Origin of the sequence: Paraliobacillus ryukyuensis, from assembly GCF_003315295.1 — a bacterium.
In the GTDB taxonomy this organism is placed as follows: domain Bacteria; phylum Bacillota; class Bacilli; order Bacillales; family Amphibacillaceae; genus Paraliobacillus; species Paraliobacillus ryukyuensis.
Genome location: NZ_QNRI01000010.1, coordinates 44,301 through 70,664 on the forward strand (window position 1 = coordinate 44,301; position 26,364 = coordinate 70,664).

The window sequence follows — 26,364 nt, forward strand, 5'->3', positions numbered from 1 at the left end:
TTTAAACTTTTCTCTTCTTTCGTTTAGGGGTGCGATAACTTCGTTCATATAGTTGACCACAAACCAGTCCATGGTGCTGTAGTAATTGCTCGAAATCCATTATTTCGTTATCTTTAAACGCTTTCACAATTAAATCTACAACAGCTCTCGAATCCGCTAATGCGTGGTGATGATCAAGCATGATACCATGAATATCTGCTAGAGTATTAAGCTTATAGTTTACAAGCCCTGGCCACACTTGTCTTGAAAGCATAACCGAGCAAACATATTGTAAATTAGGGTATGGTAATTGATATTGATCTAATGATGCTCTTAGCACACTCATATCAAAACTAGCATTATGTGCAACAACCAACTGGTCTTTTAGATAATCTTTTACCCTAGGCCATATATCATAAAAAGTTGGTGCATCTTGCACATCTGCCTCAGTGATCCCATGAACCCGTATATTTTGTGATTCAAATGGCATCATTGGATTAATGAGACTATAAAACTCGTCGATTACACCAGTTTCATTACCGACCACAATCCCGATAGCACAAGCACTATTACGATAACGATTGGCAGTTTCAAAATCAATTGCAACAAAATTCATTTTACCTCTCCTAGATCTAAATAGTATATTTATATTCTAACAAACTATTTCCTTACTTCCCATTAAAAAAATTTGTAATAAAAAAAGGTTAAGTGACTAATAAAATCACTCAACCTTCACCTTTTATTGTTCTGAGAAGATACTATCGATTCGCTCAATTTCATGTTCTGTTAGCGTAACATCTAATGTTTTTAAGTTGCTAATAACTTGTTCTTCGCGTTTCGCTCCAGGAATAATTGCATCGATTGCTGGTTGTGCAAGATACCATGCTAGTACAATATGTGGCACTCCTACACCTTTTTCTTCTGCAATTCCTCTTACTTGATTTACTTTTTCCAAGTTATGTTCAAATTGACGCCCTTGAAAATGCGCCATGTTTTGACGCAAATCATTAAAGGTTGTGTCTTTCGTATATTTACCGGCTAATAGACCTGATGCAAGTGGAAAGTATGGAATAAACGTGATATTGTTTTTAGCACAATAAGGTAAGATATCTTTTTCTGCATCACGTTGTAACAAGTTATATTCTCCTTGATAAACATCAACTAAGCCATTTTTATTTGCTTCTTTTAGTTGTTCTAAAGAAAAATTAGATACACCAATTGCTTTAATTTGTCCTTTTTCTTTTAATTCTTGTAGAGCTGCTACTGCTTCATCTTTCGGTGTATGATCATCAGGAAAATGAATGTAAAACAAATCAATATAATCCGTTTGTAGACGTTTTAAACTGCTTTCAACAGCTTCAACTAAAAATTCAGGTGAATTATCCATGATCGTTTCATTTCCTACAAATTTATGGGCACCTTTTGTCGCTATCACTACTTCTTCTCGCTTGCCTGATTCTTTTACAACTTCACCCACTAATTCTTCTGAACGTTCTGGTCCATATATATATGCAGTGTCTAAGAAGTTAATTCCTTTTTTTAAAGCTGTTCGAACTAAATCTTTTCCAGCCTCTTCATCTAAGTTAGGATATATGTTATGTCCTCCAACCGCATTCGTTCCTAGTCCAATTGGATTCACATATAAGCCTGATTGTCCTAGTTGTACACGTTGTGTCATTTGTATACTTCCTTTCTTTGTTTTTATCTATAACATACAAAATTTACCCATAATTATTTAGATGTAAACATAAAAAAAGCTGAACTGGAATGTTCAGCTTTTACTAAGCTAGTTTGCTAAATCTACATTATGATAAATTTGTTGCACATCTTCTAAATCATCTAACGCTTCAATCAATTTTTCAAATTGTTCTTGATCTTCTTCAGAAAGGACTACTTCGGATTGCGCTAACATGGTCCTTTCAGCTACAGAAAACTCTGTAATCCCTTGTTGTTTAAGTACTTCTTGTACATGATGGAATTGTTCTGGTTCTGCATAAACAATAACAGCATCATCTTCTTCTAGAATATCGCGTACATCTACTTCTGCTTCCATCAACCATTCCAATACTTCATCGGCAGAATTTCCTTCAAAACCAATAACGGCTGTCGCATCAAACATATAAGCAACGGAACCATTTACACCCATGTTTCCACCATTCTTACTGAATGCTGCACGAACATCAGCTGCCGTTCGATTAACATTATTGGTAAGTGTGTCAACGATTATCATAGAACCATTTGGTCCAAAGCCTTCATAACGTAATTCATCATAGTTCTCATCTAATCCGCCTTTTGCTTTTTCAATAGCTTTATCGATAATGTGTTTTGGAACACTATATGTTTTTGCACGTTCTAGTACAAATTTTAAATGTTGATTTGATTCTGGATCCGGCTCTCCTTGTTTAGCTGCTACATAAATTTCTCTACCAAATTTAGCATAGATACGACTAGTATTTGCATCTTTGGAAGCTTTTTTCTCTTTAATATTATTCCATTTACGTCCCATTTAAAATCCTCTCACTTTCTATTTCTAACTTTATAAATACGAAATATTAGTTAAGTACCTAACATATTATACCGTAAAACCAAGATTTGTTAAGTGAATTTCATGAAAACATTTTTTTAATCATTACAGTTTAGTGAAGAATTGCAGTAATTCTTTCATAAAAAAAAACTAACCTAGCACTTCATGCTAGGTTAGTTTCATCTTAATGAAAATCTCTTCTATGTTCAGCTTCACGTGAAAACAACACATACGCAATTGCTGAAGCGAATGTTATTAGTGTGACAAGCAACGTGTTTTTCATGAACGGAATCCTCCTTCAATCATTACAATATAAGCTTGCTTTCTATTTATCTGCTACTTAGAAAGGTTTAAATTTACCTTTTCTTAGTACTAAGCCAGGTCCACCTAATAAGAATAGATAACGGTCATCAATAATGTTTTTCATCATTTTTGCTGAGAAGCCATACAATTGTTTTCCATCAAAAATAGAACCCATTGCGTGGCGACCACCTAATGACGCTACAGTACCTTTGTTGTCAAAAACAAATTCTTTTAATGCGCCACCACGAATTAATGCAGCAAGGTTAGCAGAAGCTACATCTGCTTCTTGGATAGCAATTTGTGCTGTTGGTGCATATGGTCTGCCTGTTTCTTTATTCATTACCCATGCACAATCTCCTAAAATAAAGACATCATCATATTGAGGAGAACGCAAATCAGTATCGACATTAACTTTACCTTTTGTTAATTCAAATCCAGATTCACCAATGATAGAATTTGCCTGAACGCCACCAGTCCAAACAATCGTACCTGCCTTAATTTCTTCACGATCATCACCAAAAATAACTGAATCCTCCGTACATTCTTTAATGAACGTATTAAATTTAAATTCTACACCACGATCTTCTAGAGACTTTTGACCATAGTTAATTAGATCTTCATCAAAACCTGGTAGGATCGATGATGCACCTTCAATATTGATGATTCTTGGTTTACTTGGATCAATATCGTATTTTCTACATAATTGCGGTACGCGTTCAGCTAGTTCCCCAACAAACTCAATTCCTGTGAAACCACTACCACCTACGACAATCGTTAATAACTCGTCTTTGTCACTTTCACCATTGTGGTAACGTGCAAATTGATGTTCGATGTGATCACGGATATAACGACTCTTATCTACACTTTGAATAGATAACGCATGCTCTGCCATACCAGGAATACCAAAGGTCGCTTTTTCAAAGCCTAACCCGATTACTAGATAATCGTAATCCATTTCACCATTTGTTAATTGCACTTTCTTTTGGTCTGGGTCAATTTTTTCTACCGTATCTTCCACAATCGAGACACGGTTTGGGTTAATAACATCAGAAATCATAATTCGAGAACGGTTCGGATCAATTGTTCCCGCAGCAACTTCATGTAACCAAGTTGTTTGATAGTGATAATTATGTTTATTCACTAAGACAATCTCAGCTTCCTCTGCTGATAATTTTTGCAATAGTCGTTTGGTTGTCATCATGCCAGCGTAACCAGCACCTAAGACAACTATTTTTGGTTTACTCATCGACTTCAACCCCTTCTGTTTGTTAAAAAATTCGTATCTACTCTATTTTCATTTTTTTATTATGTAAGAAAATACGATACGATTTCTAATTTTTTCTCGCTTTATCCCCGAATAAAACCAATGCACATTATTTATTTTAACAAAAACCGTTATTAACGTCTAACTAAAGGTGCATAGATTATTAATTTTGTTTTTGAAACAAGAACTTGTTTATAACAAACCTACCATCTTAAGTCCAGATAAAATCCCGTCTTCATCCACTGATTTGGTTACATATTTCGCAACTTCTTTCACTTCATCTTTTGCATTCCCCATTGCTACACTATGTGTAACGGTAGACAACATTTCTAAATCATTTAACCCATCTCCAAATGCGTATTGATTCACTTTCGCTATACCAAGTGCAGTCATTGCTTGTTCAATTCCTTTTGCTTTTGAACCTCCTTTTGGCAGTACATCAACTGATAATGGGTGCCAACGCACGAAATTAAAAGCTGGGAAGTTGTTCTGATAATAGACTTCTTCCCCTTCTGAACAGAAAAAGAGAGATTGCAGTATTTCTCTATCTTGATAATAATAAGGATCATGTGTTGGAAATTGATCGATTTGCAATGATGCAATACTCTCTGAGATATAATCATGATGTGGCACATTTGCTTTCATATCTTCATGATCCATATAAACGATTGGATGATTATTCTCCAATCCTACTTTCGTTAACTTTAATAAAGCATTTAAATCAAGCGGGTTTTTATAAACCACTTCCCCGTTAGCTACGACATATTGCCCATTGTAACTAACATATGTATTAATATTTAACTCGTTTCTTAATGATTCAAACATAAACGGTGCTCTTCCCGTTGCTATAGCAACAGTATGACCATCCGCTTGCAATTGTTGTACTGCTTTTTTTGTATTCTGCGGCAGCTTTTTATCATCATCCAGTAATGTTCCATCAATATCAAAAAAAATAATACTTTGTTCCTTCATTATACTGTCTCCTTTGTCGATTCATTTTAGCATAACCAAGTATATCATACTGTATTAGATACTTTTTATATTAAATAAAGATTCCTTTATTAGAAAATAAATTATTTTGAAGTACGTTGGATAACCTATGAAAAAGGAGGTGATGGTATATGGGACAAAACCATCAATTTGAACCTGGACAAAAGGCTCCGAATAATGGTATCTACGTAGAAATTGGCGAAACAGGGAGTATGGTGAATAACCCCAAATCCGTCAAGCTAACTGCTGGAGAAAGATTTCCTGAGACCACAAATAAAGATCGAAAATGGATGCCCAAACGAAAACCGTAGTCTTTTTAAAATTTTTGTTACACCTTTTTTCCTTCTAGTTACGATTATAGAAGTGAAAGGAGGTGATTTTTTATGGCAGTAACGCAAACACTTGATACGCGTTTACAACTTGTTTTGGACAATGGCATTAACGAGAGCAATGGCAACATGGTAACAAAAACCAAAAGCTTAACAAATGTAAAAACAGACGCTACACCTGATCAGCTTCTAGCAATTGCAGAAGCGCTTGCGCCTTTACAAACGCTACCCTTGTATATGGTGAAACGAAATGACACAGACCTTATTACCGCAGAATAGTTTTATACAAGTAATCAAAAAAGGAGGAAATACAAATGAGAAAGCTTGAATTAAAATTTTTGAACGAAGAAAATAAAACAGTAACAATTTCTCTTGATTCACCTGTGGAGCCAGTAGATGCCCCCGCTGTAAGTGCAGCAATGGATCAAGTCCTTGACCAGCAAGCACTTCTCTCTTCAGGTGGGGAACTGGTAAGTAAAAAAAGTGCTCGTATTGTAGATCGTCAAGTTACCGATATTAACATTTAACAAAGTTAGGGAGCGTTTTTTGCTCCCCTCTATTATATGTATAGAAAGGAGCTTACTATGGAGGATACATGGATCTCTATTGTGACTGATCTAGGCTTTCCAATCGCTGTAACATTTTACTTGTTACACCGAATTGAGGCTAAGTTGAACACATTAATCGAATCGATTTTATCCTTACCTGAAAAGCTGTAACAAATAACGTGCTATTTTCTATCAAACGATAAGAAAATAGCATTTTTTATTGTAATTATTAGAATTGTTGCTCTTCTTTACGATGATAGCTATAATAAGAAAAGTATAGGGGGTATTTTTGTGCCAATTAATGTTCCAAAACAATTACCGGCTAGAAGCATTTTAGAAAAAGAAAATATTTTTATAATGGATACGGAGAGAGCGACTACACAAGATATTCGTCCTTTAAAAATTTTGATTTTAAATCTTATGCCAGAAAAAGAACGAACAGAAACACAATTATTGCGTCTGCTTAGTAATTCACCACTACAAGTATACGTTGACTTTATACATACAAAAAGTTATCAGTCGAAAAATGTAGCAGAATCTCATCTAAAACAATTCTATAAAACATTTGAAGACGTTCGTTCACAACGATACGATGGAATGATTATTACCGGTGCACCAATCGAGCACTTGGCATTTGAGAAAGTTGATTATTGGCAAGAGATTACTGCGATTATGGAATGGGCAAAAGATAATGTAACCTCTTCTCTTCATATCTGTTGGGGAGCTCAAGCAGCGCTGTATTATCACTACGGAATTAACAAAGATAGTCGTTCACATAAGTTAAGTGGCATTTTTAACCATCAGCTGGTGGAACCGACATGTAAATTGGTTCGGGGTATTAATGATGAATTCCTAGCACCGCACTCACGCAACACTGATATTCAAATCAGTGATATTATGAAGCATCCTGATTTAGTCCCGCTTGATCAATCGGAGAAAGCCGGTCCGTTTCTTATTGTTTCAAAGGATGAAAGGCATATTATGATTACCGGACACATTGAATATGATGCTACAACGCTTGCTGAAGAATATAAACGTGATCTCAATAAAGGTTTAGATATTCATATGCCTACTGGATACTTTCCCGATAACAATCCAGATAATCTTCCATTAAATCGTTGGCGTTCACAAGCATATTTAATCTTTTCTAACTGGTTGAATTACTATGTATACCAAGAGACGCCATATACGTGGGACTGAATATATAACTAAGGCGTCATTCAAACGAACGTTAAAAAGTGATACGTAAAAATGTTCGTTTGAATGACTAATAATTACATTTAAAAAAGTAGCGAAATAATCATAATGAGACCAAAGCTTAGATGTAATTTATTAGTTTTTGGAACAAGTGCGCTTTCATTTACAGCAACTAAACGATAGCTTTTCCATGCTAACGGAACTGTAAACAAAACAAATAAAGCATAAAAAGGAAGTATCTTAATCCAGACAAATATGATTACAAGAAGATAGCTTGCTGCCAGTAATCCTATGTATAAATTTCTACCAAAGATGTAACCAAACCTAACTGTTAATGTTTGAATACCAAGTTTACCATCACGTTCAAAATCTCTTAATTCATTGCTTAACATTAACGCTGGTATTAACAAACTTACAGGTAGACTTAACAATACTGGTGACCAAGAAAAACTACCTGCAAAAACAACATAAGCTCCATATACCATAAGCGGCCCCATCAATAAGAAAGAAAGTGGGGTTCCTAACCCTCTTTTTTTATACACGATTGGTTCTCCTGTATACGAATAACTACCAATCATTCCTAAAATACCTACAATTAAAACTTCTTTAGTACCAAAGTAAAGTAAGAGCAGCCCTAGCAATCCAGTTGCACCAAAACAAGCCATACCAAATAAAAATATAAAAATATCAAATAGTGTGCGTTGTTTCCCTAAAAAATGATACTTTTTCACACTTTGTGGTCGATATTTATATTCACACTCAAAATAATCATTGATTAAATTTGCCCCCGTTTGTACGAAGATTCCAGCCAGGGTAACTAAACAGATTTTAAGTAAATCGTAAACTAATTGACCTGTTTGAAAAAGAAAACCATTATGATAGGCAATGACTATCCCAATCGTAGTTGAATAAATAGCTAAAGTTAGTGATAATGGTCTTGTAGCAATAAACACTTCATAGATTGTTTTTTTTGATATTTTTGGAATGCTTGTCACAAAATCTTGAAGAATCAATTTATATTCCATATAATTCCTTCCCCTCTCTGACTTTGTTCATTCTTTCACTTCATTTGATTATTGTCAATATTTTTTAAGAAACAAACGCCTTTATATAGATTTTTCTGTTCACAAAACATTCATGATATCCCCTTTAAATGTTCAACTTTTCACATTGAAATGTATATTATATTTAATTAAAATAAGTACATATGTGAGATAAATATTTTTTTGAAAAGGAGAATTTCCATATGAAATACATGAGGTTTACTAGTTTTATTATTTTATTATTATTTTTTATAACTGCTTGCTCTTCGGAAACAAGTAATAATAATCAGCAATCAGATAAAATTGAAAAAGAGGAAACGGTTTCTTTATCAATTGGCTTGATGCCAGCTGTGGATGCTGCCCCCATTCTTCTAGCAGAAAAAGAAGGCTATTTTGACGATTTAAACCTTGATTTAGATGCTAAAATCTATACAAACGCAAACAATCGTCAAAGTGCCATTCAAGCAAACGAACTGGACGGAACAATGACTGACCTTATTGCCTATATCAATAATAAACACAATGGATTCGATACAAAAATTGTTACAAGCACAGACGGTAGCTTTGCTTTTCTAGTCGGCGATAACTTTGAACAAAAGGGACGAAAAAAATTAGGGATTATGGAAGTCAGTGTATCCAATTATTTAGCAGATCATTATGTTGCGAAAGACTATAATATAGAAAAAGTTTACATTCCAGAAATTCCAACACGATTAGAAATGGTCCAGACTGAGCAATTAGATATTGGTTTCTTCCCAGAACCAATCGCCTCCAACGGTGAAGTTGCCGGTTTAACAAAGCTCATCTCAATCACAGATGATGACGGTTATATGCCTGAAGCAATGGTATTTACTACAAAAGCATTAAATGAAAAAAGAGAAGCAATACAACGATTTATTAAAGGCTATAATCAAGCCGTGAATGCAATTAATAGCGATGATACATTAGCTAGAGAAGTATTAATTGAAGCAATTGATCTAAAACCAGAAATTCAAGATTTAATTACTTTGCCAACCTATCATCAAGCTCGAATTCCTAGTGAAGAATATATGAATAAAATCATAACGTGGGTGGAAGAAGCACAAAAAATTCAAACAAACTTAAAGTATGATGAGATGATTGCTAAGGAATATACGGAGTCATGATTGACGTACATAATTTAGTTGTACAGTACGGACAAACAAAAATATTAAACAATCTAAATATGCAGGTTAAAAGAAATGAAAGTTGTGCCATTATTGGTCCTTCTGGCTGCGGTAAAACAACTCTATTATATCAACTTGCAGGCCTTCGAAAACCCAATGAAGGAAAGATTATTATTAATGGGACAACATTAACTGACATCAGAGATAAAACAGGGGTCATCTTACAAAATTATGGTTTATTACCTTGGAAAACAGTTTGGGATAATGCAGGTTTAGGTCTTAAACTTAGGGGTTTTTCTAAAAATCATCGAGATAATGTAGTTAAAATGATTTTAACTGAACTAAATGTTTACCAACAACGTCGTCAATATCCGACTCAGTTGAGTGGAGGTCAGCAACAACGAATAGCAATTGCTAGAGCTATCTCAATTGAACCAGACATATTACTAATGGATGAACCATTTTCTGCATTAGATGCCATCACAAGAGAGTCCTTACAAGACCTCATGATTAAGCTTTATCATCAAAAACAGTTAACCATTGTCCTTATTACACATAATATTGAAGAAGCAGTATTTTTAGGTGAAAAAATAATTATCATGCACCCTTCCAATGGTACAATAAAAAAAATCATTGATAACCCTCATTTTGGTGATAAAGCTTTTCGTAATACTACTGATTTTCATAAGTTATGTGTGGAAGTTCGTAGTGAAATGGCAGGAAGACCATCATGATAATACGATATCTTAAACAATTCAAAACGATATACGCAAGTTTATTTGTTCTAATTATCTGGTATATATTGCATTTAATTATTAAATCCAATATAATTCCAAATCCATTTCAAACAATTTTAGTTTTTATTCAATTATTACAAGATGACTTATTGATTCATTTAGCAGTAAGTCTCACTAGAATTGTCTTTTCTATCATCATTGCTGTTTTTTGTGGAGGAACCATTGGTTTATACTTAGGTATGCATGAGAAGTACGATTTATTTTTTGGACCAGTCATCTACTTACTGTTCCCCTTGCCAAAAATCGCATTTTTACCAGTGTTTATGATTTTATTTGGACTTGGAAATACATCAAAAATTGTATTAATAACCACAATTATTTTCTTTCAAATTTTAGTTACTACTAGAGATAGTACCAAAGGATTAAGTAGAGAAATCTTTTATTCGATTTCATCACTAGGTGCAAATAAATGGCAAATATATAAACATGTTGTGATACCTGCTGCTTTACCTAAATTATTTACTGCCTTGCGGATTAGTATTGGTACTAGTATTTCTGTGTTATTCTTTGCAGAAAATTACGCTACAACATACGGCATAGGATATTTTATTATGGATAGTTGGACTCGAGTGGATTATGTGGAAATGTTTGCTGGTATTATTGCCATTAGTTTACTAGGTTTATTTATATTTAAAATCATTGATTATGCAGAAAGGTATTTCTGTAAATGGGCGCTTTTAGAAAAGAAAGACTCGGCTTTATTTTAGCACGAAAAAAATTGGGTTCTGTCAAATGTGGAGGGGCGATTTCACTCCACCATCTCTTTTTCTTGATGGAGCAGAAAGCCCACCACATTTAGTATAGAGCCAAATTTTCAAGAATACTTTATGTTAAAAAAACGAACAATACACGGGTTACATGTAATTGTTCGTGTTCTTTTTACTGTCTTTAATTTACTTTCTTCATTTGCTTACTGCGCAATTGGCCACAAGCTGCATCAATATCTGACCCTTGTTCCACACGAACACCACACTTGATACCCGCGTTTAATAGGGTTTCATAGAACGTAAGAATCGCTTCTTTCTCACTTCGGTCATATTGGTTATGCTCTGCAACCGGATTATAAGGAATTAAGTTCACATAAGAAAGATGCTTTTTATTTTTTAGTAACTTAGCAAGTTGTAAAGCCTCTTCTTTATGATCATTTACACCTTTTAACAAGATGTATTCAAAGGTAATACGACGATTGTTATTTTCTAAATAGTAATCAATCGAATCCATCACTTTTTTAATCGGGAACGCCTTATTAATTTTCATAATTCTTGTTCTTAATTCATCATTTGGCGCATGAAGGGAAACCGCTAAATTCACTTGGAGGTCCTCATCAGCAAACGTTCGGATTTTGTGTGCTAATCCGCTTGTGGATATTGTGATATGGCGTGCACCAATAGAAAGCCCTTGTTGATCATTAACCACTCGCACGAAGTCCATCGTATTATCATAATTATCAAATGGTTCTCCAATACCCATCACAACGATATGACTAACACGTTCGTCTTTACCTTGTTCGTCTAAGTGGTGCTGCACTTTCATGATTTGTTCTACTATTTCACCAGAAGATAAATCACGATTTTTCTTTAATAAGCCACTCGCACAAAACGTACAACCGATATTGCAACCAACCTGTGTCGTCACGCAAACGGATAAACCATAAGAGAAACGCATTAACACTGTCTCAATTAAATTACCATCTGCAAGTTTAAATAAGAATTTAATCGTTCCGTCTTTGGATTCCTGTTTAATTTCTTCTTCTAATGTCTCAATATAGAAATTCTCTTCTAATAAAGTAAGACACTCTTGATTTAAATTATGCATTTCTGGAAATGATTTTACACGTTTCTTATATAACCAATCCCAAACCTGTTTGGCTCTGAATTTTTTTTGACCTTGTGCTTCCAACCATTCCATCATCTGTGTTTTCGTCAATCCATATATGGATTTTTTCTTATTCATGATAAACCCTCACTCATTTATTTAAATTAATAAACATTAATACCGTTACTATACTACCGACAAAAGTGCCATCTATCAAGTTTAACATCGCTTTTTATGTGTCGTCTACACTACTTTTTAAATTTTTTTCAGTAAAAGTTTGCTTTATCCTCATTAACTTGTTATAATGAATTTAGCTATTTTGTTCGACAAAACACCTTCAAGTTAATTGCAACGTGAAAGTTTTCGTTTTGAAGCATGAGCAAGAATAGTAATACATTGTGTGGATCGACCACACTAGGAGGAAAAGTAATATGGCACAAGGTACAGTTAAATGGTTCAATGCAGACAAAGGGTTTGGATTTATTGAAGTAGAAGGACAAGACGATGTATTCGTACACTTCTCTGCTATCCAAGGCGAAGGCTTTAAAACACTTGAAGAAGGTCAAAGCGTAACATTCGATATCGAAGAAGGTAACCGCGGACCACAAGCTGCTAACGTTGAAAAAAACTAATAACAGCTAGTAATAAAAAAATGAACCAGATAATCTGGTTCATTTTTTTTTATGTTTTTTTCGAATGCTGCCAATGTGCACCTTCATCCATATGTGCAAAAGCAATGTCAGTATCAACTTGACCAGTCACTTTGTCTTGCATTAATTGCTGTCCTTTTTGTAATTTGTCAAAATCAATTATGGTTGGCACTTGATTATTGCCTAAAGCAATCCACAACTTCTTTTCATTTGGGAAATAAGCCGTCGTGTGGATAGTTCCAGCCCAGTTTTTATACTCCTTAGAAAAAATATTATTCTCTTCATTATTTAATAAACGGAATGCTTCTTCCGCATTAGCTAATCTATTTGATTGAGCCGCAAGGAGTTGTTCTCTCCTAATTGAATCCACTAAGTAATGACGGTTTTCATCCTTTTGCATCACAAAATGATTGGTACAGTAGGATGCTGCTCGAACAGTCACGTCTCTAGGTGAAGCTTCAACAACATAACTTTCGCCAGACCGATCATAAATAATATAGCTAAACGAATGGCGATGAGGGATGTTTTTTAATAATTGTATAGCCTCTCTCACGTTCGCACATGTCTCAAGTACGAAACGGCCAATCATCCCACAAATAAATCCTTCAGCTGGACGTTTACGGTGCATAAAATTATAACCCATCACCAGCCCTTTTTCATTCATGCCACCAGACCGTCCTGTAATACGTTGTGTCGCTCCAAATGTTGTATAGCCACCATCACTTGGCTGATAAAAGACAAACCTTCCATCATAAGTCTTTGGATGATAGTCATAGTTACGAATAAAATAATTTTCTCCAGTTAAAATAGAGCATCCTGACTTTACATAGTCCAACCGATAGCCACCAAATTCTTGTAGAGTTTGGGACATATCCCATTCTAAACCATCTTTCAGACCTTCCAACTCCTGCCATAGCTGCGGTGCAATTTCTTCAATTGCTTCTTTTGTTTCTTGCACGCTTATCGTAAAACGTGGTTTACGTGTCTTCCATTGTTTTAAGCGATTTCTTACATATGGTCCATTTTTTAATTCCAGACCTTGATTGTGCCCAAAGGCATAATGATTTCCTCGAAATTCAATCAAGTCAGCATAAATTGCTTTCATAATAACCCTTCTTTATAACTAAATGATAAAACAACTACTTAGTAGTAGATAAAGGTAACCATTCTAGTACTTTCTGGATATGGTGATCCCAGTAGCCCCATTCATGTGTTCCTGGATCAAAAGTGGTTTGTACAGCCAATTTGGTAGTGGTGCAAGCCTCTTTAAATGCAAGATTTTCTTGATATAAAAAATCTTCGGTTCCACAAGCTTGATAAATATTAGGAACCGCAAATTCTGATTGGTTTAATTGATTAACTAGATGTAATAGATCATGTTCTGTTCCTCTAATATCTTGATCCCCAAATACACGATAAAGCACCTCTGCTAACGGATTATTTTTATCCTGACTCTGGACGTGACTTGCAATATCTAACACCCCAGAGAGTGATGCTGCGGCAGCAAAGTGATCTGGTTTATGTAATGCCCATTTAAGCGCTCCATATCCCCCCATCGAAAGACCTGCAACGAAATTATCTTCCCGCTTATCAGAAAGGGGAAAAAATTGTCGCGCAACACGTGGAAGTTCTTCCGTTAAAAAAGTCCAATAGTTTCTTCCGTAGGCCATATCTGTATAGAAACTATGATCGCCATCCGGCATTACGACCGCTAACCCAAGTTCAGACACATACCTTTCAATTGCGGTACGGCGTGTCCATATCGTATGATCATCACTAAAACCATGTAACAAAAACAAAGTAGGATAGACGGAACGATCCCCTGTTTTATTTTGCATCCCTATTTGATTAGATGTTTTTTCAGGTAAAAGTACGGTCATTGATGTACTCATCATTAATGTTTCCGAAAAAAAATCACATGTTATTCGTGCCATTTCCTTATCACCTTTCCTCTTGAGTAATTTTCAATGCTATTTAGTTAGTATATTCCCTAAATTATCTTGATATCTACATCACGCTTTACTATCTAATAATTTTTTAAGTGACTTTTTTGTCTTCCTTGAGGTTAAGATATATAGTAAGTCTCCTGAATGAATATACGTATCACCACTAGGAGTAATTAATTGTCCATCACGAATAATTCCATTAACTAATGTATCATCCGGAAAAGGAATATCATTTAACGTCTTGCCAATCACCCCATGGTCCGAATCAATTTGATATTCGACCATTTCCGCATTTGCTTTTCCTAGAGAGATTAATTCTAGCGTATGCATTGGTGGTGTTTTTTTCGGACCAAAAAGTGCTAATTTTTTTGCTAACACAGGTATGGTCGTGCCTTGTATTAAACAACTTGTTAAGACCACAAAGAAGACAACATTAAAAATTTGTTGACTACCAGTTACATCAGCAAGTAATGGAAACGTTGCTAACACAATTGGTACAGCACCTTTCAGCCCTGCCCAAGAAAGAAATAGCAACTCTTTAGCTTTAAATTTCATTTTAAACGTACTAATAAACACTGCTACTGGGCGAGCTATTGCTATTAAAACAACAGAAACTGCTAAACCTTGCAGGATAATTTCCCAAGTGAATAGATCAGATGGAAAAACTAATAACCCTAAAATAACAAACATCAAAATTTGCATCATCCACGCAAAACCTTCGGAAAAACGAAAGACAGAATAGCGATACGCGATATCTGCATTACCTATTATAATTGCTAGAATATAAACTGCTAATAGTCCACTACCATTTAATGATGCTGTTATGCCATAGGTTAATAATGCAAAAGCGATGGCAAATAAAGGATAAAGTCCGCTGGAATCTAAATTAATTCGATTAAGAGCAGCCACTGTAAGTTTTCCAAAAAGATAGCCAAACAATAGCCCTAAACCCATCTGAAGAAAGAAAGTCAAAACAAGCAACAGGGCGTTAGTAGCTGGATTTGTAATCCATTCAATCATGGATACAGTTAAAAATACTGCCATCGGATCATTTGAACCAGACTCCGCTTCTAATGTTGCACCAATTCTTTTTTGAATCGGTTGATCTTTTAATACTGCAAATACTGCAGCCGCATCGGTAGAGCCTACAATCGCTCCAAATAATAATGCAAGTTCCCAATCAATCGCTAATATGTACTTGGCAGCTACAGCAACCAACAATGTCGTAATGAAGACACCTAAAGTTGCAAGCGATAAGGCAGGCTTAATGATTGGACGTAAAGTGGGCCAATCCGTTTGAAGCCCACCTTCAAACAAGATAATAATTAAAGCGAACACCCCAATAATTTGTGCCATCCAGGCATTATTAAAGTATACTATTCCTAATGCATCACTCCCAATCAGCATTCCTATACCAATAAACAGGACTAAAGCGGGGACGCCCAATCGCGCAGAAAATTTGGTCGTGATGACACCTGAAATGAACAATATTGCAATGAATAATACTACATAATGTGTTTGTGTAATCTCAGAGAACATATATTCCTTCCTTTTTTGCTGAGCATCTGTATGTATTTATATCTACCCGTTATGAAACCTTTCTACTTCAACAATATTAGTATTCGTTTATTTTACCGTAAAAATAAACGCAGTTAAACTTATATGCATATTAGGATTTCTATTATTAGTTTAAAATAGAAAAGGGGCCACTAATCTAAGTTAGTGGCCTCTTTTTGATAGTCTTACAAAAATGCAATTAACAAAGCAAGAACGATAATGATTGGCGTGAAAATGAAGAACCAGAAAAATAGTAAAAGAAGCGCTGCAATAATACTCATCTTAACCCCTCCTGATAAATTCGTTTTGTGCGGCCTCACATTAATAATCTATGTACACGGAAAGATTAAGTATAGACAAATATAGTTAATTATTAAAAAATAGTATAACCATCATAGTTTTATGATGAGTCAGTAACTTTAAACTAAATAAAACACACATTTTGCTTTTACTAGACTACTACACTTACTACATCTCCGAGATAGCATATCTATAGTAGTAAATACTCTAGAAAGAAGGTGTTATGTTGAAAACTGGAAAGTTGTATTTTGAAACTTCAGAAGACGGGAAACTAAAACAAATAAAAAGACCAAGAACAGCTAATACAGACACAACATTAATAAGTAACGATAAGGAACTACCGATTTTTTTAGAAAAATTGCGCCATGAATGGGATAAACGCGCTATTAAAACAGATCAATTAGACAAATTAGAGGCTTTTACAGCTACATTAAAACACCCTGAAGTGCAAAAAACCATTATAAAAATCATAGAAAAAGTGAAATCACTTTTAACTAGTGATAAAGTGAAAGGAGCGTTAACAAAAATGAGTTCCTCCAATTTCAGCGACTTATTAAAAAAGTTAACTAGTAATGAAGACGCAAGTAAATTAATGGATCAAGTTATGCGTGATCCAAAATTATCAAAAGATGCAATGGAAATGATGAAAGATGTGCTGAATGATAAAGAGAAGTTTCATTCATTAACGGAAATGATGTCATCGATGATGAATAATGACAATGATAAAGATAAAGAATAAAACGTAATGTTTATGTTAAAAACAAGCATATGAGTCTTTTTTTGTGTGCATCTATTGTATAATTGTAATAGATTTCTATAATAGAAGGAGTAGTGTATTTTAAACGCAGTACTTCCTTCTTCTACCTATATTAATTAAAATTGTGAATTGAAAATACATAAGGAGTTTTTAGATGAAATTAATTGCGACAGATTTAGATGGAACGTTGTTGAACCAAAACGGGAAAATAAGCCAAGGAAATGCAACAGCTCTAAAAAGAGCAATTGGTCAAGGTGTGGAAGTAATCGTAGCTACTGGACGTTCATTTTCTGCTGCTAAAAAACCGCTACAAGATGTTGGACTAGTACTTCCAATCATTTGCTTAAATGGAGCAAATTTTTACTCAACCGAAGGAAAGTTATTGAATAGTATTCCCCTTTCCAGATCTGTTGTGCATAACATTGTCAGTGATAGTCAAAGGATTAATGCTTATTTCGAGCTCTATACAAACAAAGGAATTTATTCACCGGATCGAACACAGTTTATGGACGTACTTGTGAACATTATGCTATCGGCTAATCCGTCTTTATCTCGAGAAGAAGTAGAACATATTGCAAAACAACGTTTTCAAGAAGAAGATTTTAACGTATTAAAAGAATTCGATACATTAATTGATAATAGTACAATTGAGATCTATAAAATACTAGCTTTCTCCCTGGAAGCAAATACATTAGATACACTTAAACAAAATCATACGAATAAAGAAAATGTGGTAGTAACTTCTTCTGGTTATGATAATGCTGAATTTAACCATCCAGATGCTCAAAAAGGGACTGCTTTATCTCAATATGCGGAAGAAAGAGGAATCAATCTAGCAGATGTTATGGCAGTAGGTGATAACTTCAATGACTTATCAATGCTTAACATTGTTGGGCATAGTGTAGCTATGGGTAATGCAGAGCAAACAATCAAAAATAAGTGTACTTTTACTACAACATCAAACAATGAAGATGGTGTTGCCAAAGCAATTGAGCATTTCTTAAATTAACAAGCAACAATGTAATAATTAGTGGTGCAAGGTATGTTCACCTATTTTACTATGCAGAGATAAAGACTTTGTAAATTATAGTTCTTTATTTTTTGATTTTTCTCTTGAATATAAGTATATATTGAACAAGATACCTAAAATACTAATAGAGCCAGATATAATAAAAATCCAATCAGCTGTTTTTTCCCATGCAATAACAGAAGTTACAAGCATACCTATTATTATAATATAGGAAGCAGCAATGATTACATTAATAAGTTTGTTATTGATATGTTTAATATTCATAATGGTCTCCTTTAAATAATATTGTGTAAGGTAAGCCTACTGTGATTATAACACATCCTTTTTAACACGATATAAATATATGGTATAAAAGGGCTGGGACAAAACAGTAAATGAACAGGAAAAATCCGAACATTAACGTGTGAAAATATAACGCTTTGGCAAAATACTTCGCTTTCCACGGGAACAGCCTCGGGCCCACAGGAGGGGGGTCAGTTAGACGTTGTCACAGGACGTGACGGTTTTCGTCTAACTTCTAGCCACTTCACCCAGTGGATCTTCGGCTTGTGGGGCTGCGATTACTCACCCCATCGAAAACATTTGCTTTTCCAGCAGGAGTCTACGTATTTTACCTACGCTTCGTTCACATTGTTCGGATTCGACTTCTTCTAATTTTGTTTTGTCCCGCACTCTTTTAAATTCTTAAACTGTTAGTTTCAAGAATGGGTCTTCTTTTGTCACATTGCCTTCTTTTTCATGCTCAATTGCTCGGTAAGCTGCTGTATTCGTGATAATTACTGGTGTAATGACATCATAACCTTCACCTTTAATGGCTTCAACATCAAAGCTAATTAATTTATCGCCTACACTAACTTTCACTCCATCTGCAACATGCGCTTCAAAATGGTTACCATCTAATTGGACAGTATCTAATCCAACATGGATTAAGATCTCCGCACCATTGTCACTTGTAATGCCAATCGCATGTTTCGTTGGGAACAAAGTTGTTACTTTTCCTGATACCGGAGAAACAACTTCACCTACACTCGGTACAACTGCGTAACCTTTTCCCATCATTTCTTGTGCAAAGGTTGGATCATTTACTTCGGCTAATGGTTTTGTTTCTCCTTCAATCGGACTTTGGATTACTTCTGTTTGAATAGCTTCAGATGCTTCTTTATTGTCAGTTGTATCTTCGTTAGCTTTGTCTTCATTACCCTCTGTTGGAACATCTTCAAATCCAATGATATATGCAGCAATAAAACCAGCTACAAAAGCGATTAACATACCAATGATTCCATTCCAGAAATTCATACCATCATCTGAAACAAATGTTGTAATACCTGGTAGTCCAGCATTACCTCCCATAATATAGGCAGCTACTCCTGTAATTGCATAGTATAAACCACCTACAGCACCACCAATTAGTGCAGCGATAAATGGCTTTTTCAAACGAACGTTCACACCATACATTGCTGGTTCTGTTATACCCATTAGTGCTGTTATACCAGTAGACATTGATAATGACTTAAATTTAAGATTACGCGTTTTAAGCGAAACAGCAATTGCTGCACCAGCTTGACCCATATTTGCTAATAGCATAGCAGGAATCATGTAATCAATGCCTTTAACAGTAATATTGTTAATCATGATCGGAACAAGTGCATAATGCATGCCTGTCATAATTAATAGTGAGAATGTACCTGCTAATAGGACCATCGCAATAAATCCTACATGCTGAAATAAGTAGGTAACACCAGTTGATAGATACTCACCTAAAATAGCACCTAATGGACCAACTGTAATAAGCGTTATTGGTACTATTATGAGTAATGTTAATGTTGGTACTACGATAAGTTTTAAAGCCGTTGGCGTAATTTTATCGACAAACTTCTCAACATAAGATGTAATCCACATTGCTAATAAAATTGGAATTACTGTTGAAGAATATGTTGCAATTGTTACTGGTAAACCGATGAATGAAATTGGCTCACCCGCAGTAAATAATGCAGTCAAATCGGGATGTAAAAGAGAAGCACCAATCGCTGCTGCAATATAAGGATTTGTTCCAAATTTTCTTGCGGCACTAACAGCTAGTAAGATTGGTAGGAAATAGAATGCTCCATCACCTATGGCACTTAAGATTTTATATGTCTGTGATACTTCTGTTATCCAACCAAATGCAATAAATATAGCAACTATCCCTTTAATCAAACCAGCACCAGCAATTGCTGGTAAAATCGGCGTAAACACACCTGATATAACATCAAAAATTGCACTTATAATATTTTGTTTTTCTTTAGGTTGATTACTATCATTGTTTGCTTCATCACTTAAATTACTATTTGAAATCATTTCTTTATAAACGTTTGGCACCTCATTACCAATGATAACTTGGAATTGAGCACCGCTTACATTTGTCCCCATTACGCCATCTAGATTTTCAATTTTGCTTTTGTTCACTTTACCATTATCATAAAGATTAAAACGTAGTCGCGTCATACAATGAATAACACTTTGAACATTTTCTTCGCCACCGACGGCTTGCAATATTTCTTCGGCTGTTTTTTTGTAGTCCACACGAAAGACCTCCTGTTATTTTAAAAATTCAATCGCTAAATTATAAAAGTATTAATGCATTAACTGATAAGAGGCATCCCTTCTTTCCCCCCTTCTATTTTTCCAATAAAAAAACCTAAGCTAATTCAAACATAAGAGTATACACTACTCCCAATGGTTGAAATAACTTAGGTTTTGCCTGCTTGACCAGTAACAATCCTTTTTTAAGGATATTAAATTATGTTAATTAATATAGCACTCTATTTTTTAAATGTCAACGCTTTCTATTTATTTTTATATTTTAAGCGAAACATCTATTTATAAATCTCCATTTTGAAGCTAAGGTAATAGCTAGTATTCTAAAAATCTAGGTTTAAAAGGTTAAGTGAATAATTAACCAAATCAACACAAAGCTAATAAGAATTGTTACATTACATACCATTCCAACGAATTTTTTATCATATTTAAAATCTACTGCGTACGGAAGCAATATTGTTGTAGGTAAAAGCACACCCACCACAAGACCGGAGCCAAATCGAACAGCAAGGATTTTACTAAACAAACGCAAATACTCTTTATCAACAGTTAAATTATAGAATAGATAGTAAAGACCGCTTACTACTAGCCTGAACTGAGTAATAGCAGTCTTCACACGTTGAAACAGGAATAGAATACGGAACTAAAATATTACTGTAATAAGTTCCTCTCCTTTTTTGATATTCTCCTTATCAACTTGAATGGTTTGCATAAACTGATCATGATTCGTAACAACTACGGGCGTGATTAAATCAAAACCATTGGCAGCAAGTAACGATCGATCCACGCGACCAATTAATTGACCTGCTTGAACTTTCTCGCCTTCCTGCACGAAATATTCAACGTATGTTTCCTCTAATCTTACTGTATTTAAACCAATATGAATGAGTAATTCTACACCATGTTCAGATATGAAGCCAATTGCATGACCTGTTGGAAAAATCATATTTACGCTACCAGTATATGGGGCATATAACTCGTCTTTCACTGGAACTAAAGCTACCCCTTCTCCAATAACACCTGAAGCAAACACGTCATCAGGAACATCCACCAAAGAAAGTACAGCGCCTTCCATTGGAGCGATGACGTTCATGCTTTTTACCACTGGCTCCGATTGATTATGAACAAACGCTGTTTCTGATTTCGCACCAAAAAAATAAGTTAATACTGTGGCTAAACAAAAGCTAAGGAAGGTAGCTATTACAAATAAAACAAACCCTTCCCCAAATAGCGCTGGTAACGCTGTAATTCCAGGTATCACAAGGCTAATCGTACTAGCACCAGATAGACCCGCTAAAGCTCCACCTACTGCTCCAGCAAAACAACCGAATATAAAAGCCCGTTTATTAGGCAAATTAATCCCATAAATTGCTGGTTCAGTCACCCCCATTATACTAGCTATGGTAGCGGTGCTAGCTATTGTTTTCGTTTGTTTATGATTTGTTCTTAACACTACACCAAATGTTGCGCCAGCTTGACTTAGTATTGATGGAACAATCATTGCGACTAGGGTATCAGAACCAAATTGATTAATATTATTTACGACGATGGGAGATATCACCCAATGTAAGCCACTTACCACTAGAACTTGCCAAAAGAAACCTATAATTGCTCCAGCTAATACCGCGCTATTTTGATTAACCCAATCATATCCGATAGCAATAATATCGCCTATTAACGATCCTAACGGGCCAAATATTAGTAATGTGGCTGGTACCATTACGGTTATTAAAATGAGCGGAATAAAAAACATTTTTATTGATTTAGGAATCCAGTCATTTAATTTATGCTGAAGCTGGGCCATCACATAAACAGCAATGACTATCGGGAGTACGGTGGAAGAATAATTCGTTAAAATAACAGGCACCCCTAAAAACGTATAGGCATTTCCGGTTTCATAAGCAGTGACCAAATTCGGATATAACAATGATGCTGCAATAATAAATGCAATATATGGGTCAGCATGAAATTTACGTGCTGCGGTAATAGCTAAAATTAATGGCAAAAAATAAAATAAACTATCACTTGCAGCGTACAATATTTGATACAAACCACTCGTATCACTGATAACATCTAAATTAACAGCTACCAGCAGCAATCCTTTAAGGATACCTACTGCGGCCAGAGATCCAACTAGGGGCATAAAAATGCCTGAGATAACATCAATTATATAATTTAAAAAAGAAATGTTACTTTTTTTGTCTTTTTTACCGTCTGTAATATGTGTGATACGCTTGATTTGCTTGGAAATATCACTTACTTCAGGTCCAATAACCAGTTGTAATTGACCAGCTGCTTCAATCACTTGTAAAATATCAGGTAATTGCTGGAGTGCTTGTTTCTCAACAATTGCTTCCTCTTGAACTTTAAAACGAAGTCTTGTTGTACAGTGTTGCACATCATTTATGTTTGACTCGCCACCTATGTATTGAAGTATTTGCTCAGCCAGTTCTCGATCATTCATGTTCCCACTCTTTTCTCGGTAGTAAAAACTTAATGATTATCCGCCCTGCTAGTAACACGATGAATATGCAGCGTAAGATAGATCTTTTCATCATTGGACACCTTCCAACCATATGTTTTTGAAACAAATGCAGCTACCTTCTCACTACAGTGAAATGCCTTAGGATATTTATTTTTTACTTGTTCAAATAAAAAATTATCTTCGGCAACCGCTTGATTTCTTTCGCTTCGTATATATCTTAAAGCGAAAAATTTTAGATGCGTTAAGAAGCGTTCATAATTAATCGACGCCTCATCTAGTTTTATATTGTAGTGATAGATAACAATGGTAAGAATACTATTTACAATCTTTGTTATTTGCATGGTTGTTTCTACATTTTCACCAGACAATTGGCTGTTAACAAAATGTAAAGCAATGGAAGCAGCTTCATCTTGAGGTAGATCTACTTCTATTTCTCTATTGATGATTAGTAACGATTCGAGCGCAAGTTCAAATTCTTTTTTGTAATATTTTTTAATTTCCCATAACAATGCATTCGCAATAGAAATACCTTGTTTATATCTGCTAATAGCAAAATTCAAGTGATCGGTTAACGCAATATAAAGATAATCATCAAGATCATACGGTAACTGCTCTTTTGCTATAGAAATTATTTTATAAGCAATTTCAAAAATTTCTGCCGGCGTATCTCGTAGTAGTTCTGTTAATTTATCTGATATTGAACTATTTTCCATTACAAATGTCTTTTCAATTTTTTCTGCATCTACCGTCTGTCCAACTTTTTTCTGAAAAGCTAGACCTCTACCCATGACCACAATTTCTTCATTATTGTCATTCGTACTTAAAACAACATTATTATTTAGGATTTTTTTTATGTTCATACACTATGCTTCCTTTGGTTGATAAATTTAATTCTTAAATAGTAATATAGTAATTTATTTCTTTTTACGTGAGACGTTAGCAGCTACTACTTTAAATCCATATTAATCGCTTTCAAAATTCAACTTGTGACTTAGTTTTTTAGAAAAATAAACGATTCAGAGTTCCATATATAATCTGTATAACATTAATACTATAACATTACTGATTTAACAGGTAAATAAATTCTCATTGGATAGGATATGTGCTACACTTCTGTTAAACATTAGAAAGGAGTTTATGATGCGTAACTATAAAGCTTTATTTTTAGATATTGATGGAACTATATTACTTCCATCACATACCATTCAACCATCAACGATCAAAGCAGTTAAACAAGTAAAAACAAAAGGAATTGAAGTATTTCTAGCTACAGGAAGACCATTACACGAGATCGATTGGATCGCTAAAGTATTAGATGTTCATTCTTACATTGGTTACAACGGAGCTTATGCAAGCATAAAGAACGATGTAATTGTTAACAAAGCAATCCCTAAACAAGTGGTGGATCACTATTACCATGTATCTAAAAAATTGGGACATGAAATGGTTCTATATACCGCTGATAAGAACTTATTTACATCCTTACAAGCAAAAATGGTTCAAGACTTTATTGGTTATTTTGACCTTAAGAAAAACGATTTGTTTGAACCCAACCGAACTCAGGATATTTTAGGTATTACCATAATGGGAGCTACTCGAGAAGATCTTAAATTATATGAAACCAAAGAGCCAATTTACTTCTCTCAAGTGAATGTGGAAGGTCTAACAGATAATTATGATGTTATTAGGAAAAATGTTAATAAGGGAAGTGCGATTCAGCAAGTATTAGAATCGCTTTCTATATCTACTGAATCGGCTATTGCTTTTGGAGACGGGATGAATGATAAACACATGCTGCAAGTTGTGGGCGAAGGCTTTGCGATGGGGAATGCACATCCAGAACTGTTTAATTTTGCGAAGCATCGTACCACTTCAGTTGGAGAGGACGGTATTTTTAATGGATTGAAAAGCTTATCCATTATTCCATAAAAAATAAATAAAAAAACCAAAACACAGGGGGTATTTTGGCTTTTTTATCGCTAATTTCACGTAGCAGACACTTTAAAATAAACGGAGAGCAATGAAACAGGATAAGTAGATTTAATTACTTACCTGCTCTATGGATATAATGTAACATAGAACTAATTATGATTCGTTTATTTTGTTAGATTATCTTACGCAGTTTTTTTAACATAGTAACTTAGGTGATTTGCCCATTTATGAAAATATAGACTTATGCCCGCAACACAAACGGGTCTTTTACATAACCTAAAGTATCAAGATAGTAAGGTGGTGAAAAACACATGGGTTACTATGGTGGCGGCTGTGGCTATCCGCAACAAGGCGGCTATGGCGGTGGATTTGCGTTGATTGTAGTATTATTCATTTTGCTAATAATTGTAGGTGCATCATTTTACTAAGTTTTGGTGTGCACAATAGTGACAAAGGAAAGTTTGACTCCTTTGTCACTCTATAACTAATTAGTAACTTACATATAAGCAAAATAGTATTAGAATTATCCGCCCACAGACGGAAATAAGCATGAAAATAGTCTGATTTTTCGCCAAAATACTTTTTAATTTTTAGATAGTTTGTTAAACTCAAAAAGTAGGTGATGCGTGTTTTCCTTGTTGACTTCCCCAAAGTTACTTCATAGCGTTCACCTACGCAGTTTTATCCTCTTCTATCTGCAATAATTGTTTTTTCAATATTATCCCTGCTCGAAACCCAGTAATACTACCATTTTTTCCTAGCACACGGTGACATGGAATAGCAATTAAAAGCGGATTATTCCCAATTGCGTTTGCAACTGCTCGTACAGCTGTTGGTCGATTAATTTGTTTCGCAATTTCTTGATAAGTTGTAGTTGAACCATAAGGAATTTCTTTCAGAGCTTGCCACACTTGCTTTTGAAAATCTGTCCCTTGGTAACTAAACGGAACATTAATACTTCGTTTTTCTCCATCAAAATAACTGACTAACGCTTGTTTATAGATGGCCATTTCTTTAGGTTGATACTGTAACCTATAATTAGTATAATATTTCTTTTTTAACTTCTCCCAGAACAGCTCATCTTGATTTTTTAATCCCACATAACATAATCCTTCAGTTGAAGCCACTAACATATATGTTTCATTATCTTTTACTAGATAATCATAGAATAACACCTTAGCCAATACTTTAATCCC

At 34.6% G+C, this 26,364-nt stretch carries 29 protein-coding genes; 13 read left to right on the forward strand and 16 right to left on the reverse strand.

From position 1 onward, the window contains the following. Position 1: 1 nt before the first annotated feature. From DES48_RS12825 to DES48_RS12845, 5 genes are all read right to left on the reverse strand, one after another. Positions 2 to 595 (reverse strand): 3'-5' exonuclease, encoded by a 594-nt coding sequence (locus tag DES48_RS12825; protein ID WP_113869775.1) that lies wholly within the window; start codon positions 593 to 595, stop codon positions 2 to 4. A 123-nt stretch (positions 596 to 718) separates the two neighbouring features. Next, positions 719 to 1,657 (reverse strand): aldo/keto reductase, encoded by a 939-nt coding sequence (locus DES48_RS12830; protein ID WP_113869777.1) that lies wholly within the window; start codon positions 1,655 to 1,657, stop codon positions 719 to 721. A 108-nt stretch (positions 1,658 to 1,765) separates the two neighbouring features. Continuing rightward, positions 1,766 to 2,485: a YebC/PmpR family DNA-binding transcriptional regulator gene (locus tag DES48_RS12835; RefSeq protein ID WP_113869779.1), complete on the reverse strand. Its 720-nt coding sequence runs from the start codon at positions 2,483 to 2,485 to the stop codon at positions 1,766 to 1,768. Between the two features lie 358 nt (positions 2,486 to 2,843). Further along, entirely contained in the window at positions 2,844 to 4,052 is a 1,209-nt protein-coding gene (locus DES48_RS12840) for an NAD(P)/FAD-dependent oxidoreductase (RefSeq protein WP_079709262.1), read from the reverse strand. 210 nt (positions 4,053 to 4,262) lie between these two features. Next, positions 4,263 to 5,042 (reverse strand): Cof-type HAD-IIB family hydrolase, encoded by a 780-nt coding sequence (locus tag DES48_RS12845; RefSeq protein ID WP_113869781.1) that lies wholly within the window; start codon positions 5,040 to 5,042, stop codon positions 4,263 to 4,265. A 149-nt stretch (positions 5,043 to 5,191) separates the two neighbouring features. On the opposite strand from DES48_RS12845, the gene DES48_RS12850 reads away from it, so the two are divergent. From DES48_RS12850 to metA, 5 genes are all read left to right on the forward strand, one after another. Then, positions 5,192 to 5,371: a YjzC family protein gene (locus DES48_RS12850; protein WP_113869783.1), complete on the forward strand. Its 180-nt coding sequence runs from the start codon at positions 5,192 to 5,194 to the stop codon at positions 5,369 to 5,371. Positions 5,372 to 5,443: 72 nt separating this feature from the next. Next, a complete protein-coding gene (locus tag DES48_RS12855) occupies positions 5,444 to 5,668 on the forward strand; it encodes a DUF1659 domain-containing protein (protein WP_113869785.1) in 225 nt (74 codons plus the stop codon). Positions 5,669 to 5,703: 35 nt separating this feature from the next. After that, on the forward strand, positions 5,704 to 5,916 hold the full coding sequence (locus DES48_RS12860) for a DUF2922 domain-containing protein (RefSeq protein ID WP_079709258.1): 213 nt from the start codon (positions 5,704 to 5,706) through the stop codon (positions 5,914 to 5,916). A gap of 57 nt (positions 5,917 to 5,973) precedes the next feature. Further along, positions 5,974 to 6,108 (forward strand): YvrJ family protein, encoded by a 135-nt coding sequence (locus DES48_RS12865; protein WP_079709257.1) that lies wholly within the window; start codon positions 5,974 to 5,976, stop codon positions 6,106 to 6,108. A gap of 120 nt (positions 6,109 to 6,228) precedes the next feature. Next, positions 6,229 to 7,137 (forward strand): homoserine O-acetyltransferase MetA, encoded by a 909-nt coding sequence (metA, locus tag DES48_RS12870; protein WP_113869787.1) that lies wholly within the window; start codon positions 6,229 to 6,231, stop codon positions 7,135 to 7,137. Between the two features lie 80 nt (positions 7,138 to 7,217). Here metA and DES48_RS12875 read toward each other — a convergent pair whose 3' ends face one another. Then, positions 7,218 to 8,159, reverse strand: a complete 942-nt coding sequence (locus tag DES48_RS12875) for a prenyltransferase (RefSeq protein ID WP_113869789.1) — start codon at positions 8,157 to 8,159, stop codon at positions 7,218 to 7,220. A 221-nt stretch (positions 8,160 to 8,380) separates the two neighbouring features. Here DES48_RS12875 and DES48_RS12880 point away from each other — a divergent pair, with 221 nt between their 5' ends. The 3 genes from DES48_RS12880 to DES48_RS12890 are packed head-to-tail and all read left to right on the forward strand — an operon-like array spanning position 8,381 to position 10,826. Then, the gene (locus DES48_RS12880) at positions 8,381 to 9,322 is read left to right on the forward strand and encodes an ABC transporter substrate-binding protein (RefSeq protein ID WP_113869791.1); all 942 of its coding nucleotides are present in this window, start codon (positions 8,381 to 8,383) and stop codon (positions 9,320 to 9,322) included. After that, complete coding sequence (locus DES48_RS12885; RefSeq protein ID WP_113869793.1) at positions 9,319 to 10,056, forward strand: ABC transporter ATP-binding protein; 738 nt, start codon at positions 9,319 to 9,321, stop codon at positions 10,054 to 10,056. The genes DES48_RS12880 and DES48_RS12885 overlap by 4 nt, the downstream gene beginning before the upstream one ends. Continuing rightward, positions 10,053 to 10,826, forward strand: a complete 774-nt coding sequence (locus DES48_RS12890) for an ABC transporter permease (protein WP_113869795.1) — start codon at positions 10,053 to 10,055, stop codon at positions 10,824 to 10,826. The genes DES48_RS12885 and DES48_RS12890 overlap by 4 nt, the downstream gene beginning before the upstream one ends. 181 nt (positions 10,827 to 11,007) lie before the next feature. Here the strand turns inward: DES48_RS12890 and rlmN are convergent, their stop codons facing one another. Beyond that, the gene (gene rlmN, locus DES48_RS12895) at positions 11,008 to 12,072 is read right to left on the reverse strand and encodes a dual-specificity RNA methyltransferase RlmN (protein ID WP_113869797.1); all 1,065 of its coding nucleotides are present in this window, start codon (positions 12,070 to 12,072) and stop codon (positions 11,008 to 11,010) included. Between the two features lie 293 nt (positions 12,073 to 12,365). Here rlmN and DES48_RS12900 point away from each other — a divergent pair, with 293 nt between their 5' ends. Then, complete coding sequence (locus DES48_RS12900; RefSeq protein ID WP_017471671.1) at positions 12,366 to 12,566, forward strand: cold-shock protein; 201 nt, start codon at positions 12,366 to 12,368, stop codon at positions 12,564 to 12,566. Between the two features lie 49 nt (positions 12,567 to 12,615). On the opposite strand, the gene DES48_RS12905 is transcribed toward DES48_RS12900, so the two are convergent. The 3 genes from DES48_RS12905 to DES48_RS12915 all read right to left on the reverse strand — a co-directional run bounded on the left by DES48_RS12905 (position 12,616) and on the right by DES48_RS12915 (position 16,069). Next, positions 12,616 to 13,689, reverse strand: coding sequence for a C45 family autoproteolytic acyltransferase/hydrolase (locus DES48_RS12905; protein WP_113869799.1), 1,074 nt, complete (start codon positions 13,687 to 13,689; stop codon positions 12,616 to 12,618). 34 nt (positions 13,690 to 13,723) lie between these two features. Continuing rightward, positions 13,724 to 14,518 carry an alpha/beta hydrolase gene (locus DES48_RS12910; protein WP_113869801.1) on the reverse strand — a complete coding sequence of 265 codons (795 nt, stop codon included), beginning with the start codon at positions 14,516 to 14,518 and terminating at the stop codon, positions 13,724 to 13,726. 78 nt (positions 14,519 to 14,596) lie between these two features. Then, complete coding sequence (locus tag DES48_RS12915; RefSeq protein WP_113869803.1) at positions 14,597 to 16,069, reverse strand: potassium/proton antiporter; 1,473 nt, start codon at positions 16,067 to 16,069, stop codon at positions 14,597 to 14,599. Positions 16,070 to 16,613: 544 nt separating this feature from the next. On the opposite strand from DES48_RS12915, the gene DES48_RS12920 reads away from it, so the two are divergent. Together DES48_RS12920 and DES48_RS12925 are read left to right on the forward strand one after the other, a co-directional pair. Then, on the forward strand, positions 16,614 to 17,126 hold the full coding sequence (locus tag DES48_RS12920; RefSeq protein ID WP_079709247.1) for a hypothetical protein: 513 nt from the start codon (positions 16,614 to 16,616) through the stop codon (positions 17,124 to 17,126). A 172-nt stretch (positions 17,127 to 17,298) separates the two neighbouring features. Then, positions 17,299 to 18,153 (forward strand): Cof-type HAD-IIB family hydrolase, encoded by an 855-nt coding sequence (locus DES48_RS12925; protein WP_113869805.1) that lies wholly within the window; start codon positions 17,299 to 17,301, stop codon positions 18,151 to 18,153. A 75-nt stretch (positions 18,154 to 18,228) separates the two neighbouring features. Here DES48_RS12925 and DES48_RS12930 read toward each other — a convergent pair whose 3' ends face one another. From DES48_RS12930 to licT, 5 genes are all read right to left on the reverse strand, one after another. Further along, positions 18,229 to 18,438: a hypothetical protein gene (locus DES48_RS12930; RefSeq protein WP_113869807.1), complete on the reverse strand. Its 210-nt coding sequence runs from the start codon at positions 18,436 to 18,438 to the stop codon at positions 18,229 to 18,231. A 420-nt stretch (positions 18,439 to 18,858) separates the two neighbouring features. After that, on the reverse strand, positions 18,859 to 20,736 hold the full coding sequence (locus DES48_RS12935; protein ID WP_113869809.1) for a beta-glucoside-specific PTS transporter subunit IIABC: 1,878 nt from the start codon (positions 20,734 to 20,736) through the stop codon (positions 18,859 to 18,861). A gap of 352 nt (positions 20,737 to 21,088) precedes the next feature. Beyond that, positions 21,089 to 21,277 carry a hypothetical protein gene (locus DES48_RS16255; RefSeq protein ID WP_245911455.1) on the reverse strand — a complete coding sequence of 63 codons (189 nt, stop codon included), beginning with the start codon at positions 21,275 to 21,277 and terminating at the stop codon, positions 21,089 to 21,091. 117 nt (positions 21,278 to 21,394) lie between these two features. Next, entirely contained in the window at positions 21,395 to 23,215 is a 1,821-nt protein-coding gene (locus DES48_RS12945) for a beta-glucoside-specific PTS transporter subunit IIABC (protein ID WP_113869811.1), read from the reverse strand. A gap of 29 nt (positions 23,216 to 23,244) precedes the next feature. Further along, on the reverse strand, positions 23,245 to 24,096 hold the full coding sequence (gene licT / locus DES48_RS12950) for a BglG family transcription antiterminator LicT (RefSeq protein WP_113869813.1): 852 nt from the start codon (positions 24,094 to 24,096) through the stop codon (positions 23,245 to 23,247). A 280-nt stretch (positions 24,097 to 24,376) separates the two neighbouring features. Between licT and DES48_RS12955 the strand changes: the two genes are divergently transcribed. Together DES48_RS12955 and DES48_RS12960 are read left to right on the forward strand one after the other, a co-directional pair. Beyond that, positions 24,377 to 25,165: an HAD family hydrolase gene (locus DES48_RS12955; protein WP_113869814.1), complete on the forward strand. Its 789-nt coding sequence runs from the start codon at positions 24,377 to 24,379 to the stop codon at positions 25,163 to 25,165. A 314-nt stretch (positions 25,166 to 25,479) separates the two neighbouring features. After that, positions 25,480 to 25,596: a YjcZ family sporulation protein gene (locus tag DES48_RS12960; RefSeq protein ID WP_079709244.1), complete on the forward strand. Its 117-nt coding sequence runs from the start codon at positions 25,480 to 25,482 to the stop codon at positions 25,594 to 25,596. Between the two features lie 243 nt (positions 25,597 to 25,839). Here DES48_RS12960 and DES48_RS12965 read toward each other — a convergent pair whose 3' ends face one another. Next, positions 25,840 to 26,343: a methylated-DNA--[protein]-cysteine S-methyltransferase gene (locus tag DES48_RS12965; protein WP_245911461.1), complete on the reverse strand. Its 504-nt coding sequence runs from the start codon at positions 26,341 to 26,343 to the stop codon at positions 25,840 to 25,842. Positions 26,344 to 26,364 lie beyond the last annotated feature (21 nt).